Origin of the sequence: Streptomyces sp. NPDC090445 (assembly GCF_044769385.1) — a bacterium.
GTDB lineage: Bacteria > Actinomycetota > Actinomycetes > Streptomycetales > Streptomycetaceae > Streptomyces.
Window position 1 is genome coordinate 162,288 of the sequence record NZ_JBIVXV010000015.1, and the last position, 17,621, is coordinate 179,908.

Sequence of the window (17,621 nt, forward strand, 5' to 3'; positions counted from 1 at the left end):
ATTCTATGATGGGTGAATGTTGAACGACGAGACCCGGGCTCTCGATCGGCCGGCAGGCGCGCCCGCGGCATCCCGGACCCACCGCACCGCCGCCCCGGCCACCCCCGCAGCCGCCACCGCCCCCGCCGCCGAAACCGCCGGGGCCCGATGGCTCGGCCCGGTCCTCGTCCTCGGCGTCATCCTGGCCGCCCTCAACCTGCGGCCCGCCATCACCAGCCTCGGCGCCCTCTTCGAGGAGGTCCGCACCGGCCTCGGCCTGAGCGGCACCGTTGCCGGAGTGATCACCTCCGTCCCCGCCCTCTGCTTCGCCGTCTTCGGCCTCACCGCACCCCGGCTCTCCCGCCGCTTCGGCCCGGCCGCCGTCGTCTGCGCGGGCATGGCCGCCGTCGCCGCAGGACTGCTGATCCGCCCGCTCGCCACGGGCGCCGCCGGCTTCCTCGCCGCCAGCGCCCTCTCCCTCGCGGGCATCGCCCTGACCAACGTGCTGCTCCCGGTGATCGTCAAGCGCTGGTTCCCCGACCGCGTCGGCACCATGACCGGCCTGTACTCCATGGCTCTGGCCGTCGGCAGCTCACTGGCGGCCGCCGCGACGGTCCCGCTGACCTCCGCCCTCGGCGGCAGCTGGCGCACCGGCCTGCTGGTCTGGGGCGTACTCGCGGTGGCCGCCGTACTGCCCTGGCTGCCCGTGGCCGCCTCCGCACGGCGCGAGCGGCGGGCCGCCGGCCGCTCCGCACCCGCCCCGGCCGGCCCGGGCGTCGCCCGCAGCCGCACCGCCTGGGCCCTCGCCGGCTACTTCGGCCTCCAGGCCACCGGCGCGTACATCACCATGGGCTGGCTCCCGCAGATCTTCCGCGACGCCGGGGTCTCCGCCGGCACCGCGGGCGTCCTCCTCGCGGCCACCATGTTCATGGGCGTCCTGCTGGCCTTCGCCATCCCCAGCCTGGCCGGCCGGATGCGGAACCAGGGCCCCATCGCCGCCGGCCTCGGCGTCTTCGGGATCGCCGGCTACACCGGCCTGCACCTCGCCCCGGCCGCCGGAGCCTGGGCGTGGGTCCTCCTGCTCGGCATCTCCAACTGCGCCTTCCCGCTCGCCATCACCATGATCGGGCTGCGTGCGAGGACCCCGGGCGGCGTCGTCCGGCTCTCCGCCTTCGCCCAGTGCACCGGCTACCTCGTCTCCCTCCCCGGCCCGCTCCTCATCGGCACCCTGTACCAGCACAGCGGAGGCTGGGACCTGCCGCTGACCGTGATGACCTGCCTGCTGGTCCCGCAGATCGCCCTGGGCGTGCTGGCCGGACGGGACCGCACGATCGAGGACGAACGCGGCATGCGAGACTGAACGGCATGTCGCCCGTACTCGAACCGAACCCCCAGGACGGCCGCAAGAAGCTCGGCGTCGTGCTCGGCGCGATGCTCGCCGTCACCGTGATCATCGCCGTCATCGCGACCGTCGTCTCGCCCTGACCCGGCACCGGGGCGGGGCTGTCCCCACCGTCCCCTAGGGGGCCGGGTTCAGGGTCGGATGGGGTGTGCCCCTGAGGGGAACGGCTGCTTCGGATCCCTAGATTCGAAGGAGCAGCCCGTCCCCGACACACACCCTGGAAGCCCCCATGAAGGCCCCCGTGCCGGCCCCCGCATCCGCCCACCGCACCGTCGGCGCCGACGCCCGGCTCCACTGGTGGGCGCTGGCCCTGCCCGCACTCGCCTTCGGCCTCCTGCTGCTCCTCCTCGCCGGATCCGGCGAGGTCCAGGCCGCCACCGGCGAGACCGCGCCCCTGCTCAAGGTCAGCGAAGAGCTCCTGCGTGCCGCGGGCTGATCCGGCCCACGCGTCCGCGCGAGCCGCGCACGCCGCAGGTGCGCCCCCGGCCCGCGGACGAGCTCCCCAACGCCCGCGGACGAGCTCCCCAACGCCCTCCGCTCCGCGGCCCGATCCGTGCGAAGCTGGGGCCATGAGCGCCGACACACCCCGCAGGATCGTCCTCCTCCGGCACGCCAAGGCCGACTGGCCGGATGTGGCCGACCACGACCGCCCGCTGGCGGAACGCGGCCGCAAGGAGGCACCGGCCGCCGGACTGAAGCTGGCCGAGACCGGCATCGCCTTCGACCTGGCCCTCTGCTCCACCGCCACCCGCACCCGCGAGACGTGGAAGCTCGCCGTCCAGGAACTGCCGCACCGCCCGAAGACCGTGTACGAGGAGCGGCTGTACGAGGCCTCGCTCGGCGAGCTCATCGCCCTCCTCAACGAAACCCCCGACGAGGTCGGGGACCTCCTCGTCATCGGCCACAACCCCGGCATGCACGCCCTCGCCGACGCCCTCGCCGGCCGTGTGGAGGGCGACGCCCTGGCCCGGATGAACCGCAGCGGCTTCCCGGCCGGGGCGCTGGCCGTCGTCTCCTTCACCGGATCCTGGAAGTCCGTGGAGCACGGCGTGGCCACGCTGCTCGATTTCTGGACCCCCGCGGACCACTGACCGGCCCGCGGCGCGCCTCACGCGGACGGGGACGGGCCCCGGCGGATCGATCCGCCGGGGCCCGTCCCCGTACCGGTACCCGTTCTCGTACCGTGCGCGTGCGCGGGTGCGGACCGGGGTCAGGTCAGGCCGGCGGCCTCGACCTCCTCGCGGGTGATCCCGAGCAGGTACAGCACGGTGTCCAGGAACGGCACGTTCACCGCGGTGTGCGCGGCCTCGCGGACCACCGGCTTGGCGTTGAACGCCACCCCCAGCCCGGCCGCGTTCAGCATGTCCAGGTCGTTGGCGCCGTCGCCGATCGCCACCGTCTGCTCCAGCGGTACGCCGGCCTCCGCCGCGAAGCGGCGCAGCAGCCGGGCCTTGCCGGCCCGGTCCACGATCTCGCCCGTGACCCGGCCGGTCAGCCTGCCGTCGACGATCTCCAGGGTGTTGGCGGAGGCGAAGTCCAGCCCCAGCCGCTCCCGCAGGTCGTCCGTGACCTGCGTGAACCCGCCGGAGACCACGCCCACCTGGTAGCCGAGCTGCTTGAGGGTGCGGATCAGGGTCCGCGCACCGGGGGTCAGCCGCACCTCGGCCCGGACCTTCTCCACCACCGAGGCGTCCAGCCCCGCCAGCAGCGCCACCCGGGCGTGCAGCGACTGCTCGAAGTCCAGCTCCCCGCGCATGGCCCGCTCGGTCACCTCGGCGACCTCGGCCTCGCAGCCCGCGTGCGCGGCGAACAGCTCGATGACCTCGTCCTGGATCAGGGTCGAGTCCACGTCCATCACGACCAGGCGCTGGGCCCGCCGGTGCAGTCCGGCCGAGACCACCGCCACGTCGACGCCGATGTGCGCGGCGGCGGTGGCCAGCGCGGTCCGCAGCGGCTCCGTCTCGCAGCCGGACACGGCGAACTCGACCGCCGTCACCGGGTATTTGGCGAGCCGGAAGATACGGTCGATGTTGCCCCCCGTGGTGGTGATCCGGGAGGCGACCGCCGCCGTGGACTCGGCGGTCAGCGGGTGCCCGAGCACGGTGACGTGGGAGCGGCCGCTGCCGCGCGGCCGGTTGTCACCGGTGCCGGAGAGGATCTCCGCCTGCATCTTGAGCGACTCGGCCCAGCTGTGGACGGTGGCCCGCAGCTCGCCCTCGGTGCCGTGGGAGGGCGTGGTGACGAGGGCGCACAGGACGATGCGGCCGCGGGTGACGACCTGCTCGATGTCGACCACGTCGACGGAGAAGGCGGCGAGGGTGTCGAACAGTCCCGCGGTGATCCCGGGACGGTCCTTGCCGAAGATCTTGACGAGGAGGGTGGGGACGTCTGAGGTCTGCGAAGCGCTCATGGTGCCCTCACCGTATCTTCCCGTCCCGCGGGGGCGGAGGCCCGTCCCACCCACCGGAACGGGTTTCCCCCGCTCAGAGGCGGCGGCCCGGCCGGGACCGGTGATCGAGAAGTCCCGTATCGCACGCTCCGGGCGACTTGCGCCCGCAGTCCGCAGGCGCCCCGGCAAGGCCCCGATTCCACATGTGGCCGCGGGCCTGAAATAGTTCCCCCGGATGTTAGCCATCCCTAGACTCCCTGGCGTCGGACTCCCTGACGGCCAGGGGGATTCTCGGGGGACCTAAGTGGGGCTGGAGTGCCGGAACTCGTACTGGAATTGAATGGAAGGACCTGGACGCTCGATCCGTCCAGGTCGTACTCGCTGGGGCGCGATCCCCAGGGAGACATGGTGATCGACGACGCCCGGGTTTCCTGGCGGCACGCCACCATCGCTTGGAACGGCCGGGGTTGGGGCATCGAGGACCACGGCAGCACCAACGGCACGTACGTGCAGGGTGCGCGGGTCCAGCAGGCGGAGCTCGTGCCGGGCACGCCGGTCCACCTCGGCAATGCCACCGACGGCCCGCGGCTGAATCTGAGCGTTGCCGGTGCGCCGCAGCAGGCCGCCGTGCCGCAGCAGCAGGCTCCGGCCTACCAGGCCCCGGCCCCCGCCTACCAGGCTCCGGCCCAGGCCCAGGCCGCTCCTGCGTACCAGGCTCCGGCCCAGCAGCAGGCGTGGCCGCAGCCGCAGCAGCAGGTGCCCGACCGGCAGCAGCACTTCCCGCAGCAGGGGGCGGCCGGCGCGGCCCAGCCCGCCCAGGGTGCGTACGCCGGCCACGGCGGCGACCGCAGCCCGACGACCTTCCACCAGATCGCCGTCGGCCGCGTCATGCGCATCGGCCGTGCCCTGGAGAACGAGCTCGTCGTCTCCGACCTGCAGGTCTCGCGGCACCACGCGGAGTTCCGCTCCACCGGCGGCCGCTTCGAGATCCACGACCTCGGCAGCCACAACGGCACCTACGTCAACGGCCAGCCGCTGGCCAAGTCCGGCTCGGCGATGCTCGGCCCGAACGACATCGTCGGCGTCGGCCACTCCACGTTCCGGATCGTCGGCGACCGGCTGGAGGAGTTCGTCGACTCCGGCGACGTCTCCTTCTCGGCCCGCCACCTCACGGTCACGGTGGACGGCGGCAAGCAGATCCTCAAGGACGTCACCTTCGGCGTCCCGGAGAAGTCGCTGATCGGCGTCATCGGCCCCTCCGGTTCCGGCAAGTCCACCCTGCTCAAGGCGCTGACCGGCTACCGCCCGGCCAACGAGGGCGAGGTCCTCTACGACAACCGCAACCTGTACAAGCAGTTCGCGGAGCTCCGCCAGCGCATCGGCCTGGTCCCGCAGGACGACATCCTGCACAAGGAGCTGAAGGTCTCCACCGCCCTGAAGTACGCGGCCAAGCTCCGCTTCCCCGGCGACACCGCCGAGGCCGAGCGCGCCGCCCGCATCGACGAGGTGCTGCGCGAGCTCAAGCTCGACATCCACAAGGACAAGAAGATCACCGCGCTCTCGGGTGGTCAGCGCAAGCGCGTGTCCGTGGCCCTGGAGCTGCTCACCAAGCCCTCGCTGATCTTCCTCGACGAGCCGACCTCCGGCCTCGACCCGGGCATGGACCGCGACGTCATGCAGCTGCTGCGCGGCCTCGCCGACGACGGCCGCACGGTCCTGGTCGTCACCCACTCCGTGGCCGAGCTGGGCCTGTGCGACAAGCTGCTGGTCATGGCCCCGGGCGGTTCGGTCGCCTACTTCGGCCCGCCGGACGAGGCGCTGAACTTCTTCGGCTACAGCACGTGGGCGGACGTCTTCTCGGCCTTCGAGAACTACCGCGACTACGACTGGGCCGGCCGCTGGAAGGGCTCGCAGCATTACCAGCTGTACGCCGCCGACCTCGACGCGGTCGCCCCGCAGGCCGTCGCCATGCCGCCGCAGCAGATGATCCCGCCGAAGCCGCAGGCCTGGGGCTCGCAGCTGTGGACGCTGATCCGCCGCTACCTGTCGGTCATCGCCTCGGACATGGGCTTCATGGCCCTCATGGTGCTCCTGCCCGCGATCATCGGCATCGTCTCCACCGTGATCCCGGCGAAGTTCGGCCTCGCGCCGCCGACGCCGCCCAGCCGCTTCAACGGCGACGCCGGAACGATCATGCTGATCCTCGCGGTCGGCATGTGCTTCTCCGGTTCCGCCAACTCGGTCCGTGAGCTGATCAAGGAGCGGGTCATCTACGAGCGGGAACGCGCGACGGGCCTGTCCCGTTCGGCGTACCTGATGTCGAAGGTGATCGTCCTCGGCGTCATCACCGCCCTCCAGTGCGTGATCATGTGCCTGATCGCCTTCACCCCGCGCAAGCTCCCCGCCGAGGGCCTGTTCATGGACCCGGCCACCGAGCTCTGCGTCTCGGTCGTCGCGCTCGGCTTCACCTCGATGATGTTCGGCCTCGTCATCTCCGCGCTGGTGAAGACCTCCGAGAAGACCATGCCGCTGCTGGTCATGTTCGCGATCGTCCAGGTCGTGTTCACCGGCATCCTGTTCCAGCTCTACGACAAGCCCGGCCTGGAGCAGTTCGCCTGGCTGATGCCGTCCCGCTGGGCCATCGCCGCGGCCGGCACCACCCTGAACCTCGGCAAGCTCATGGCGCCGTGGGACCCGGAGAACCCGACCAACACCGACCCGCTGTGGGACCCCACAGGCGGCCAGTGGGCGCTGAACATCATCGTCCTGCTCGCCCTCGGCATCGCCTGCGGCTTCGCGGTGCAGCGCCTGCTGCGCCGCCACGAGCCCGAGGTCATGCGCAACTAGCAGCGCGTGACGCACAAACACCTCAGGGCGGTATCCGGATCGCGGGTACCGCCCTGAGGCGTTCGAAGAGGTGCAGCGGAAGCTTCCGCCAGAGGCCTAGTAGGCGCTGTTCACGTTGTCGATGGTGCCGTAGCGGTCGGCCGCGTAGTTGCAGGCGGCGACGATGTTGGCGACCGGGTCGTACTGGTCGAACTTGGTGCCCTTCACGTGGTAGGTCTTGAAGGTCGGGTAGATGACCTGGAGCAGGCCCTTGGACGGGATGCCGTTCTTGGCGTTGATGTCCCAGTTGTTGATGGCCATCGGGTTGCCCGAGGACTCGCGCATCACGTTCTTGTGGATGCCCGCGTAGGTGCCCGGGATGCCCTCCTTCTTCATGATGAAGAGGGCTTCCTTGATCCAGCCGTCCAGGTTGTTCGCGAAGACCGGCTTGCGGGCGGCCGCACGGCTGGCGGCCTCCTTCTGCTCGCGCGCCTTCTTCGCCGCGGCCTCGGCCTTGGCCTTCGCGGCGGCGTCGGCGGCCGCCGCCTGCTGCGCGACAGCGGCCTGCGCGGCCAGGCTGCTCTGGGCGGCCTTGGTCTGCGCGTCCACGACCTGGGTCAGTGCCACGGGGGCGACGGCCGCCTCGGCCGTACCGGTGTTGCCGGCCCCGCCGGGAACGAGAGTGGCGGCGACGGCTGCGGCACCGATGGTGGCGACGGCGGCGAAGGACATCTTGTGCGCCTTCGTCAGACGACGGCCACGAATGCTGGTCTTGGACATGCGTTGCAACCTCTTCGAATCGCGGGGGCCGCAGGAGGGCTCCGGATGGATCCGGGGGGGGGATCCCCGGTGCCGTGCGGCGAGAGCAATTCTTAGCGGCGGCAAAATTCTGGTGCAAAGGTGTGACGTACGATCCCGCTTAGTGGATCACGGGGCCCGATCCGGCCCGGAATTTCGACCCAGGTGCTGCCCAGACCAGCACTGACGCGACCTTTACGCCTCTACTAGGCGCCTTCGTAAGTGATGTGGGTCCTATGCGCGGGCTCACATCGGCCACGTAACAGCCTCACCATCCGTTGCCGGTGCAATTCAATCCGTCACGCCTTCTGCGACGTACGGACGACACAACCCGCCCCCACCTCATCCCCACGGCCCCCTTCCGCCCGCCGCCCTCCTCCCCGAGGAGGACCCCGACCCGCCCCCGCCCCGTCCCCGGCCCTAGGCCCGCAGCCCGATCCCGCAGGTCAGCGCCGCGAGTACGGTGACCCCATGGACAACGGACCGCGCAGCGGGCTCGCCGCCGTGAGCACCGCACTGCTCGCCATGAGCCGCCGACTGGAGGTGCGCGACGTCCTGCGCACGATCGTCGTCTCCGCCCGCGAACTGCTCGACGCCCGCTACGCGGCCCTCGGCGTCCCGGACGACCACGGCGGCTTCGCCCAGTTCGTCGTCGACGGCATCAGCGAGGACCAGTGGCGCCGCATCGGCCCCCTGCCCCGCCAGCACGGCATCCTCGCCGCGATGCTCCACCGCGAGGGCGCCGAGCGGCTGTCCGACGTACGCAACGACCCCCGCTTCGAGGGCTGGCCCGCCGCCCACCCCGAGATGTCCGACTTCCTCGGCCGCCCCATCCGGGACGGCGAGGAGACCCTCGGCGCCCTCTTCCTCGCCAACAAGCGCGTCCCCGGCGGCTTCACCGAGGAGGACGAGGAGCTCCTCGGCCTCCTCGCCCAGCACGCGGCGATCGCCCTCACCAACGCCCGGCTCTACGAGCGCAGCCGCGAGCTCACCATCTCCGAGGAGCGCTCCCGCCTCGCCCACGAGCTGCACGACGCCGTCGCCCAGAAGCTGTTCTCCCTCCGCCTGACCGCCCAGGCCGCCGCCGCCCTCGTCGACCGCGACCCGGCCCGCGCCAAGGAGGAGCTCCACGAGGTCGCCGCGCTCGCCGCCGAGGCCGCCGACGAGCTGCGCGCCGCCGTCACCGAGCTGCGCCCCGCCGGCCTCGACGAGGACGGGCTGGTCCCCACCCTCCGCGGCCAGGTCCGCGTCCTCGACCGCGCCCACACCGCGCACGTCACCTTCACCTGCGACGGCATACGCGCCCTGCCCGCCTCCCAGGAGGAAGCCCTGCTCCGGGTCGCCCAGGAGGCCCTCCACAACGCCCTGCGCCACGCGGACGCCGACCGCGTCGAGGTCGTCCTCGCCCGCCGCGGCCCGGGCGCGGTCCTCACCGTCGCCGACAACGGCCGCGGCTTCGACCCGCGGGCGGTCCGGGCGGCCGGCCGCCACCTGGGCCTGGTCTCCATGCGGGACCGGGCCGGCGGCGTCGGCGGCCGCCTCACCGTGCACTCGGCGCCCGGCAAGGGCACCACGATCGAGATGGAGGTGCCCGGTGGCTGATCTGCCCGGGCGGAGCCGTATCGGAGTACTGCTCGTCGACGACCACCAGGTGGTCCGGCGCGGCCTGCGCACGTTCCTGGAGGTCCAGGACGACATCGAGGTGGTCGGCGAGGCCGCCGACGGGGAGGAAGGGGTGGCCCGCGCCGAGGAGCTGCGGCCCGACGTGATCCTCATGGACGTGAAGATGCCGGGCACCGACGGCATCGAGGCCCTGCGCCGCCTGCGCGCCCTCGCGAACCCGGCCCGGGTCCTCGTCGTCACCAGCTTCACCGAGCAGCGGACGGTCGTCCCCGCCCTGCGCGCGGGCGCCGCGGGATACGTCTACAAGGACATCGACCCCGACGCCCTGGCCGGAGCCATCCGCTCCGTCCACGCCGGCCACGTCGTGCTCCAGCCCGAGGTGGCCGAGGCCCTCCTCTCCCAGGAGGAGCAGCCCGCGTCCGGCCGCAGCGGCTCGCTGACCGAGCGGGAGCAGGAGGTCCTCGCCCTCATCGCGGACGGCCGCTCGAACCGGGAGATCGCCCGCGCGCTCGTCCTGTCGGAGAAGACCGTCAAGACGCACGTCTCGAACATCCTGATGAAGCTGGACCTCGCGGACCGGACCCAGGCGGCCCTGTGGGCGGTTCGGCACGGCGCCACCGCCTGACGGAGTCCGGCCCCGGAACGGCGTCCAGCTCCGTTACGGAATTCATACTGTCGGGTGGATGTCGCCCACATGGCGTATCCCGCACGCCGGGCGGACGTTCTCCATGGCGTGCCGCGGCGGACGGCCGCGGCAGACGCCCGGAAGGACGAGAACGTGAAGAACACCAAGAAGGCTGCTGCCGTCACCCTGATCGCGGGCGGCCTCCTTGCCGCGGGAGCCGGCGTCTCCTCTGCGCACGGCAGCGGCGCCTGGGCCTGCGGCGAGGCCGCGGGCTCGCCCGGCGTGGCCTCCGGGAACCTGGTCCAGGCCCCCGTGCACGTCCCCGTGAACGTGGTCGGCAACACCGTCACCGCCGTCGGCCTGCTGAACGGCGTCTGGGGCAACACGGGCGTCAACCACTGACCCGCAGCCCCCGCCGCCGGCCCCGCCTCCCCCACTCTCCCCGGGAGGCGGGGCCGCACCACTCCCCGGCCCGCCCGGGCCGCAGCAACGTGAATCTCAAAGCGCCCGAGACTTCCAGTCCCCCGGCCGCACCACTCCCCGGCCCGTTCGACCCGGGCCCGCCGGGCTCCGCGGTCAGCCGCGCTCGCGCTCCTCCACCGCCGCGTTGTACGCCGCGACCAGCGCCCGCCGCGCCACCCGCTCCACCGGCCGCAGGGCCTCCGCCCGCGCCGCCATCTCCGAGGCCGCCACCGCACCCCCGTGCCCGCGCTCGTACGCCAGCGACACCAGCAGCGCCACCCGCTGCGCCAGCGCCAGCACCCGCACCGCCCGCGCCGGATACCCCGGGGCCAGCGCCTCCTGCCCGGCCTCCGCCCGCGCCCGGTACGCCGACAGGGCGGCCTCGGCCGCCGGCCCCGACGCCGCCACGTCCAGCCGCGTCAGCACGACCGTCGCCTCGCGCATCCCCTCGGCCAGCTCCCGCTCCGCCTCACCGAGCGACGGTACGTCCGCCGGCGGCGCCTCCCGCACCGGCAGGCAGCGCCACACCACCTCCACGTGCACGTCCCCGGCCGGCCCCGCCTCGCTGACCTCCGGCACCAGACCCAGCGCCGCCCCCACCGCGACGACCGCCTCCCCGGCCTCCAGCGCCCGCGCATTGAACTCCGGCGGACCGCTCAGCCCCAGCGGATGCCCCGGCGCCGGCAAGGCCACGCGCAGCCCCGTCACCCCCAGCGCGCGCAGCCGGCCCAGCGCCAGCGTGAGCCCCACCGGGCCGTCCTCGCCCGGCAGCCCCGCCACCCGGTGCACGGCGTCCTCGTCCACGATCGACATCGCGGCCTCGTCGGGCGAGACCAGACCGGCCAGCAGCGCGTTCCCCCAGGCGGCCAGCCGCCCTGAACGTGGTTCGAAAAGCATTCCCCCACTCTACGGATCAGCCCGGATCGGGCCCCGCAGCCGGGCTGGCGCCCGGAGCCCTCTCCGAGTGGCGTAGGTTTTCCCCTGGGGCTGCGCCGGCCGGTGCACTGACGAAACAGACTGCAAGGGGAGACAACGCGCTCATGAGCGATGTACTGGAGCTGGTGGACGTATCCGTGGTCCGCGAGGGCCGGGCTCTGGTGGACCAGGTCTCCTGGTCGGTCAAGGAAGGGGAGCGCTGGGTCATCCTCGGCCCCAACGGCGCCGGGAAGACGACCCTGCTCAACATCGCGTCCAGCTACCTCTTCCCCACCAAGGGCACCGCCACCATCCTCGGCAGCACCCTCGGCAAGGTCGACGTCTTCGAGCTGCGCCCCCGCATCGGCGTGGCCGGCATCGCGATGGCCGACAAGCTCCCCAAGAAGCAGACCGTCCTCCAGACCGTCCTCACCGCCGCGTACGGCATGACGGCGACCTGGCAGGAGGAGTACGAGGAGATCGACGAGCAGCGCGCCCGCGCCTTCCTCGACCGCCTCGGCATGACCGACTACCTCGACCGGAAGTTCGGCACCCTCTCCGAGGGCGAGCGCAAGCGCACCCTGATCGCCCGCGCCCTGATGACGGACCCCGAGCTGCTCCTCCTCGACGAGCCCGCCGCCGGCCTCGACCTCGGCGGCCGCGAGGACCTCGTGCGCCGCCTCGGCCGCCTCGCCCGCGACCCCCTCGCCCCCTCCATGGCGATGGTCACGCACCACGTCGAGGAGATCGCCCCCGGCTTCACCCACGTCCTGATGATCCGCCAGGGCAAGGTCGTCACCGCCGGCCCCATCGACCTCGAACTCACCTCCCGCAACCTCTCCCTCTGCTTCGGCCTCCCCCTGGTCGTCGAGCGCCACGACAACGACCGCTGGACCGCCCAGGGCCTGCCCCTGCGTTAGGCGCACCCTGTCCCGACCGCGCCCACCGGACCTACCATGACCATGTGAACATCGACGCATGGGTGTGGTGGCTCATAGGCGCGGTCGGACTCGGCATCCCCCTCGTCCTGACGGCCATGCCGGAGTTCGGCATGTTCGCCGTCGGCGCGCTCGCGGCCGCCGTCACGGCGGCCCTCGGCGGGGGAGTGGTCGCCCAGGTCCTCGTCTTCGTGATCGTGTCGGTGGCGCTCACCGCCGTCGTCCGCTCGATCGCCAACCACCACCGAGAGCGGCCCCAACACCGCACCGGTGTCGACGCGTTGAAGGGCAGAACCGCGCTCGTCGTCGAACGCGTCGACGGCACCGGGGGCCGGATCAAACTCGCCGGCGAAATCTGGTCCGCCCGCAGCCTCGACGCGGACAGCACCTTCGAACCCGGCCAGCAGGTGGACGTCGTGGAGATCGACGGAGCCACCGCCGTCGTGATGTGAGCTTCTGACCCAAGCAGCCGACCCGCAGCCCCGGGGTCTGCGAGACTCCGCTTCAACGGGGCAGCACAGACAGCCGGAAGGGTACGGGGAACCGCATGCAACCGATCATCATCGTCCTGATCATTCTGGTGGTTCTGGTCTTCATCGCACTGGTCAAGACGATCCAGGTGATCCCGCAGGCCAGCGCAGCCATCGTCGAACGATTCGGCCGCTACACGCGCACACTCAACGCGGGCCTCAACATCGTGGTCCCGTTCATCGACTCCATCCGCAACCGCATCGACCTCCGCGAGCAGGTCGTGCCGTTCCCGCCGCAGCCGGTCATCACCCAGGACAACCTGGTCGTCAACATCGACACCGTCATCTACTACCAGGTGACCGACGCCCGCGCCGCGACGTACGAAGTGGCCAGCTACATCCAGGCCATCGAGCAGCTGACCGTCACCACCCTGCGCAACATCATCGGCGGCATGGACCTGGAGCGGACCCTGACCTCCCGCGAGGAGATCAACGCGGCCCTGCGCGGCGTCCTCGACGAGGCCACCGGCAAGTGGGGCATCCGCGTCAACCGCGTCGAACTCAAGGCCATCGACCCGCCGACCTCCATCCAGGACTCGATGGAGAAGCAGATGCGCGCCGACCGCGACAAGCGCGCCTCCATCCTCCAGGCCGAGGGCGTCCGCCAGTCCGAGATCCTCAAGGCCGAGGGCGAGAAGCAGTCCGCCATCCTCCGCGCCGAGGGTGAGGCCAAGGCCGCCGCCCTCAAGGCCGAGGGCGAGGCCCAGGCCATCCGCACGGTCTTCGAGTCGATCCACGCCGGCGACGCCGACCAGAAGCTCCTCGCCTACCAGTACCTCCAGATGCTCCCCAAGCTCGCCGAAGGCGACGCCAACAAGCTCTGGATCGTGCCCAGCGAGATCGGCGACGCCCTCAAGGGCCTCTCCGGCGCCATGGGCAACTTCGGCCCCGTGAACGGCGGTTCGGGCTTCAACCCGCTCAACGCCGCCAAGGCCGCCGGAAACGGCTCGACCAGCGGCCCGGCCAACGGCTCCACCAACGGCGGCCACGGACACAACGGAAACAACGGTACGGAACGCCGCGAACAGCCCCCGATCGACTGACCCCTGCGGACCCGACGGCCCATCCCCTCCTGCATGATCAGTGAGGCCCCTCGACCTTCATGGCGGGGAGGCGTCTCACTCATGCAAAGGGGATGGCCCAGTCCATGTCCATGTCCATCTGGGAATCACTCGCCGTGTTCGCGGCCGGCATCGGCGCCGGCACCATCAACACCATCGTCGGCTCCGGCACCCTCATCACCTTCCCGGTGCTGCTCGCCACCGGGCTCAGCCCGGTCACCGCCAACGTGTCCAACACCCTCGGCCTGGTGCCCGGTTCGCTCAGCGGAGCCTTCGGCTACCGCAAGGAACTCCGCGGCCAGCGCCGCCGCATCATCCGCCTCGGCAGCGTCTCGCTCATCGGCGGACTCGCCGGAGCCGTCCTGCTCCTCACCCTGCCGTCGGAGTCCTTCGACACGATCGTGCCCGTCCTCATCGGACTGGCACTCGTCCTCGTCGTCCTCCAGCCCCGCCTCGCCGCGGCCCTGCGCCGCCGCCAGGAAGCCGCGGGCCGGGACGGCGGCCATCCCGACGGCGGCCCCGTCCTCCTCGGCGGGATGCTGGCGGCCAGCGCGTACGGCGGCTACTTCGGCGCCGCCCAGGGCGTGCTCTACATCGCCCTGATGGGGCTGCTGCTCCAGGACGACATGCAGCGCATCAACGCCGTCAAGAACGTCATCGCCGCCCTCGTCAACGGCATCGCCGCCGTCTTCTTCCTCTTCGTCGCCGACTTCGACTGGACGGCCGTGCTCCTCATCGCCGTCGGCTCGACCATAGGCGGCCAGATCGGCGCGAAGGTCGGCCGCCGCCTCCCGCCCACCGCGCTCCGCGCGGTGATCGTCGTGGTCGGCACCCTCGCCATCGCCCAACTGCTGCTGCGCTGATCCCGGCATCCCCGCGCCCCGCAGGGGCGCGGGGCTCTCCGGATATGCGGCTCCGCCGCGTGGGCGCGGCCGGCCCCCGCCGGCCCGCAGACGATCGCGGGACCATCGCGGCAGCTCCCGCGGAGCGGTCAGGCCGAGCGCCCCAGCCACTCCGGCAGCGCCTCCTGCCCGCGCACGCCCAGAGCCAGCAGCATCGCGTCCGCCGGCGACGGCACGAACGGCTCGCGCAGCAGCGGCATGCCCGCCTCCTCCGGAGTCCGGTCCGCTTTGCGGTGGTTGTCCTCGGCGCAGGACGCGACCGTGTTCAGCCAGCTGTCCCCACCGCCCTGCGCCCGCGGCACCACATGGTCCACGGTCGTGGCCCGCTTCCCGCAGTACGCGCACCGGTGCTGGTCCCGGACCAGCACCCCCCTCCGCGACCACGGCGCGTGTCTTCGGAACGGAACCCGGACATACCGGCACAACCTGATCACCCGTGGCATCGGCAGATCCATGGTGGCCGCGCGGACACGCAGTTCGGGGTGCGACTGTTCGACGACCGCCTTGTCCTGGAGCACCAGAACGACGGCTCGGTTCAACGTCACCGTCGACAGCGGCTCGAAGCTCGCGTTCAGCACCAGCGTGTCCCGCATCTCGCCCACCTCCCGTGCGCAGGCCCGCGACCACCCTGGCTGCAGGGCCCGCAACCACTCTGGCCGCGCGCGCCACGCGGGACAACGCAATAAAAACTGCCCGGTCCTGGCCGCCTTCAGACCAGGACCGGGCAAACGGAAGGCGAATGGTCAGTTCCGGGGGCCCTCGTACTCACCGATCAGCTGCGCCCGACCCAGCGCGTGGAAGCGCAGGTTGAAGCCGACCACGGCCGGGGAGACGTCCCCGTCCGGGCCGAGCTTCTCCTGGTCCACCGCGTACACGGTGAACACATACCGGTGCCGCTCGCCGGCCGGCGGGGCCGCCCCGCCGAAGTCCTTCGTGCCGTAGTCGTTGCGCACGTGCACGGCACCGGCCGGCAGTCCCTCGAACTTCCCGCTGCCCGCCCCCGCAGGCAGCTCGGTGACCGAGGCGGGCAGGTCGAACAGCACCCAGTGCCAGAACCCGCTGCCCGTGGGCGCGTCCGGGTCGAAGCACGTCACCGCGAAACTCTTCGTGCCCGCCGGGAAGCCCTCCCACCGCAGGTGCGGCGAGACGTTCCCGCCCTGCAGGACCTGGGCGTCGCCCAGGTCGGCACCCGGTTCGAGATCGTCGCTCACCACCGAGAACGCGTGGACCTCGGGGTGGAAGTCGTGCGGAAGGGGCGCCCTGTTCTGCTCGGCCACTGCTGAACCTCCTGATCGGGAAACGGGTGCCGGACCGGACCGGCCCGGCACCCGGCCCGAGCCTAGAACCAGTTGCGCTGCGAACCCACGGAGGCGATCCACTCGTTGAGGTACGCCGCCCAGTCGGTCCCCTGGTACGACTGCAGGCCCACCTGGAAGCAGCGGTAGGTGTCGCTGCCCTCCGTGAACAGGCCCGACTTCTTGTCCATCTCCAGGACGACGTCCATTTCGCTGCCGTCCGAGACGAAGGTCAGCTCGACCTGGTTCAGGCCGCGGTACTGCGCCGGCGGCAGGAACTCGATCTCCTGGTAGAACGGCAGCGTCTGCCGGGTGCCGCGGATGTGCCCGCGCTCCATGTCAGCGCTGCGGAAGGTGAAGCCCAGCCGGCGGAACCCGTCCAGGATCGCCTGCTGCGCCGGAACCGGGTGGACGTTGATCGGGTCGAGGTCGCCGGCGTCCACCGCACGCGCGATCTCCAGCTCGGTGCTCACCCCGATGTTCATCCCGTGCAGGTGCTGGCCCTCGAAGTGGGTGATCGGGGTCTCCGCCGGGATCTCCAGCCCGAATGGCACCACGTGCAGGGCGCCGGGCTGCACCTTGAAGGCACCGCCGAGGCGCTGCTTGGTGAAGACGATGTCCTGCTTGTACTCCTGGTCGCCGCCCTCGACCTCGACCCGCGCCTGCAGACCCAGGGACAGGCCCTCGATCTGCTGCTCCACGGACCCGCCCTGGATACGGACCTCACCCTGGACGATCCCGCCAGGCACGACGTTCGGCTCGGTGATGATCGTGTCCACCGAGGCACCACCGGCACCCAGTGCGGCGAACAGCTTCTTGAACCCCATGCTCTGACTCCCCTTGAAGGACTCGTTCGACTCACTCCTACCAACGCGGAACATTAGGTCCCGGTTGCAGGTGTGCCCGTTCCACTACGCTCGACCGGATGAGCGCGCGCACCGACCGTACGCCCCTGCCCCGGTCCTTCTTCGACCGGCAGGTCCTCACGGTGGCACCGGACCTCCTCGGGCGCATCCTGGTCCGCCGTACTTCCGAGGGCCCCCTGGAGCTGCGCATCACGGAGGTCGAGGCGTACGAGGGCGAGGCCGATCCCGGCTCCCACGCCTACCGCGGACGCACCGAGCGCAACGCATCGATGTTCGGCCCACCCGGACACGCGTACGTCTACTTCATCTACGGCATGTGGTTCAGTCTTAACCTGGTGTGCGGCCCGCCGGGCCATGCGAGCGGGGTCCTGCTGCGCGCGGGGGAGATCACCACGGGCGCCGACCTGGCCCGCAAACGTCGACTTTCGGCTAGAAACGACAAGGAACTGGCCAAAGGCCCGGCCCGCCTCGCGACGGCCCTGGAGGTGGACCGCTCCCTCGACGGCGCCGACCTCTGCGCCGGCCCCCGTTCCCCCCTCTCCTTGCTGACGGGCACCCCCACCCCGCCCGACCTGGTGAGCAACGGCCCCCGCACCGGAGTCGGCGGCGCCGGAGCGGCACACCCCTACCGCTACTGGATCACGCACGATCCGACGGTGAGCCCCTATCGCGCCCACGAGCCACGCCGCCGCTCAACTTGACTCGCCCTGGGCGGACGCCTAACGTAGCCCGAGCCGCTTGAACGGATCACTGTCATCGACAGGCTCCCGGAGCGGCCAAACCACCACCTACTGCACACCCCTGGCGGGGTCGAATTCGGCATGCCCGAATTCGAATCCGACGGCTCGATTATGAGTTGCACGGGATGAGCGCTAAAGTGGTGGAAGCCGAAAGGGAAAACGCGAAAGCGAAGAACCGGAAAGCGAAGCGCGAAACACTCTGATAGAGTGGGAAACGCAAGAACGAAAGCCCGGAGGAAAGCCCGAGAGGGTGAGTACAAAGGAAGCGTC

General features: G+C 71.4%; 19 protein-coding genes. 13 read left to right on the plus strand and 6 right to left on the minus strand.

What is annotated here, in order from left to right:
• Positions 1–16 precede the first annotated feature (16 nt).
• The 4 genes from ACIQUT_RS25825 (at position 17) to ACIQUT_RS25840 (ending at position 2,472) form a co-directional block, all read left to right on the plus strand.
• On the plus strand, positions 17–1,339 hold the full coding sequence (locus tag ACIQUT_RS25825; protein WP_403566031.1) for a CynX/NimT family MFS transporter: 1,323 nt from the start codon (positions 17–19) through the stop codon (positions 1,337–1,339).
• Between the two features lie 5 nt (positions 1,340–1,344).
• Positions 1,345–1,464, plus strand: coding sequence for an SGM_5486 family transporter-associated protein (locus ACIQUT_RS25830; RefSeq protein WP_403566033.1), 120 nt, complete (start codon positions 1,345–1,347; stop codon positions 1,462–1,464).
• Between the two features lie 146 nt (positions 1,465–1,610).
• Positions 1,611–1,817, plus strand: coding sequence for a hypothetical protein (locus tag ACIQUT_RS25835; RefSeq protein ID WP_403566034.1), 207 nt, complete (start codon positions 1,611–1,613; stop codon positions 1,815–1,817).
• 133 nt (positions 1,818–1,950) lie between these two features.
• Positions 1,951–2,472: a SixA phosphatase family protein gene (locus ACIQUT_RS25840; protein ID WP_403566036.1), complete on the plus strand. Its 522-nt coding sequence runs from the start codon at positions 1,951–1,953 to the stop codon at positions 2,470–2,472.
• A 119-nt stretch (positions 2,473–2,591) separates the two neighbouring features.
• Here ACIQUT_RS25840 and serB read toward each other — a convergent pair whose 3' ends face one another.
• On the minus strand, positions 2,592–3,791 hold the full coding sequence (gene serB, locus ACIQUT_RS25845; RefSeq protein ID WP_403566037.1) for a phosphoserine phosphatase SerB: 1,200 nt from the start codon (positions 3,789–3,791) through the stop codon (positions 2,592–2,594).
• A 315-nt stretch (positions 3,792–4,106) separates the two neighbouring features.
• Here serB and ACIQUT_RS25850 point away from each other — a divergent pair, with 315 nt between their 5' ends.
• Positions 4,107–6,617, plus strand: a complete 2,511-nt coding sequence (locus ACIQUT_RS25850; RefSeq protein WP_403566039.1) for an FHA domain-containing protein — start codon at positions 4,107–4,109, stop codon at positions 6,615–6,617.
• 96 nt (positions 6,618–6,713) lie between these two features.
• Here the strand turns inward: ACIQUT_RS25850 and ACIQUT_RS25855 are convergent, their stop codons facing one another.
• A complete protein-coding gene (locus tag ACIQUT_RS25855) occupies positions 6,714–7,376 on the minus strand; it encodes a transglycosylase SLT domain-containing protein (RefSeq protein ID WP_403566041.1) in 663 nt (220 codons plus the stop codon).
• A gap of 489 nt (positions 7,377–7,865) precedes the next feature.
• On the opposite strand from ACIQUT_RS25855, the gene ACIQUT_RS25860 reads away from it, so the two are divergent.
• From ACIQUT_RS25860 to ACIQUT_RS25870, 3 genes are all read left to right on the plus strand, one after another.
• Positions 7,866–8,996: a GAF domain-containing sensor histidine kinase gene (locus tag ACIQUT_RS25860; protein ID WP_403566043.1), complete on the plus strand. Its 1,131-nt coding sequence runs from the start codon at positions 7,866–7,868 to the stop codon at positions 8,994–8,996.
• On the plus strand, positions 8,989–9,642 hold the full coding sequence (locus tag ACIQUT_RS25865; RefSeq protein WP_403566045.1) for a response regulator: 654 nt from the start codon (positions 8,989–8,991) through the stop codon (positions 9,640–9,642). Before ACIQUT_RS25860 ends, ACIQUT_RS25865 begins: the two co-directional genes overlap by 8 nt.
• Positions 9,643–9,795: 153 nt before the next feature.
• On the plus strand, positions 9,796–10,044 hold the full coding sequence (locus tag ACIQUT_RS25870) for a chaplin (protein WP_403566047.1): 249 nt from the start codon (positions 9,796–9,798) through the stop codon (positions 10,042–10,044).
• A gap of 174 nt (positions 10,045–10,218) precedes the next feature.
• On the opposite strand, the gene ACIQUT_RS25875 is transcribed toward ACIQUT_RS25870, so the two are convergent.
• Positions 10,219–11,001, minus strand: a complete 783-nt coding sequence (locus ACIQUT_RS25875) for a hypothetical protein (protein WP_403566048.1) — start codon at positions 10,999–11,001, stop codon at positions 10,219–10,221.
• A gap of 143 nt (positions 11,002–11,144) precedes the next feature.
• Between ACIQUT_RS25875 and ACIQUT_RS25880 the strand changes: the two genes are divergently transcribed.
• From ACIQUT_RS25880 to ACIQUT_RS25895, 4 genes are all read left to right on the plus strand, one after another.
• Entirely contained in the window at positions 11,145–11,939 is a 795-nt protein-coding gene (locus tag ACIQUT_RS25880; protein WP_385423653.1) for an ABC transporter ATP-binding protein, read from the plus strand.
• Positions 11,940–11,983: 44 nt separating this feature from the next.
• Entirely contained in the window at positions 11,984–12,409 is a 426-nt protein-coding gene (locus tag ACIQUT_RS25885; RefSeq protein WP_403566050.1) for an NfeD family protein, read from the plus strand.
• Positions 12,410–12,504: 95 nt separating this feature from the next.
• The gene (locus tag ACIQUT_RS25890) at positions 12,505–13,530 is read left to right on the plus strand and encodes an SPFH domain-containing protein (protein WP_403566051.1); all 1,026 of its coding nucleotides are present in this window, start codon (positions 12,505–12,507) and stop codon (positions 13,528–13,530) included.
• Between the two features lie 104 nt (positions 13,531–13,634).
• Entirely contained in the window at positions 13,635–14,411 is a 777-nt protein-coding gene (locus ACIQUT_RS25895) for a sulfite exporter TauE/SafE family protein (RefSeq protein ID WP_403566053.1), read from the plus strand.
• A 128-nt stretch (positions 14,412–14,539) separates the two neighbouring features.
• Here the strand turns inward: ACIQUT_RS25895 and ACIQUT_RS25900 are convergent, their stop codons facing one another.
• From ACIQUT_RS25900 to ACIQUT_RS25910, 3 genes are all read right to left on the minus strand, one after another.
• Positions 14,540–15,043 carry an HNH endonuclease gene (locus ACIQUT_RS25900; protein WP_403566054.1) on the minus strand — a complete coding sequence of 168 codons (504 nt, stop codon included), beginning with the start codon at positions 15,041–15,043 and terminating at the stop codon, positions 14,540–14,542.
• A 150-nt stretch (positions 15,044–15,193) separates the two neighbouring features.
• Entirely contained in the window at positions 15,194–15,727 is a 534-nt protein-coding gene (locus ACIQUT_RS25905) for a YbhB/YbcL family Raf kinase inhibitor-like protein (RefSeq protein ID WP_403566057.1), read from the minus strand.
• Between the two features lie 62 nt (positions 15,728–15,789).
• On the minus strand, positions 15,790–16,572 hold the full coding sequence (locus ACIQUT_RS25910) for a sporulation protein (RefSeq protein ID WP_403566059.1): 783 nt from the start codon (positions 16,570–16,572) through the stop codon (positions 15,790–15,792).
• Positions 16,573–16,670: 98 nt separating this feature from the next.
• Here ACIQUT_RS25910 and ACIQUT_RS25915 point away from each other — a divergent pair, with 98 nt between their 5' ends.
• Positions 16,671–17,312, plus strand: coding sequence for a DNA-3-methyladenine glycosylase (locus ACIQUT_RS25915; protein WP_403566061.1), 642 nt, complete (start codon positions 16,671–16,673; stop codon positions 17,310–17,312).
• Positions 17,313–17,621 lie beyond the last annotated feature (309 nt).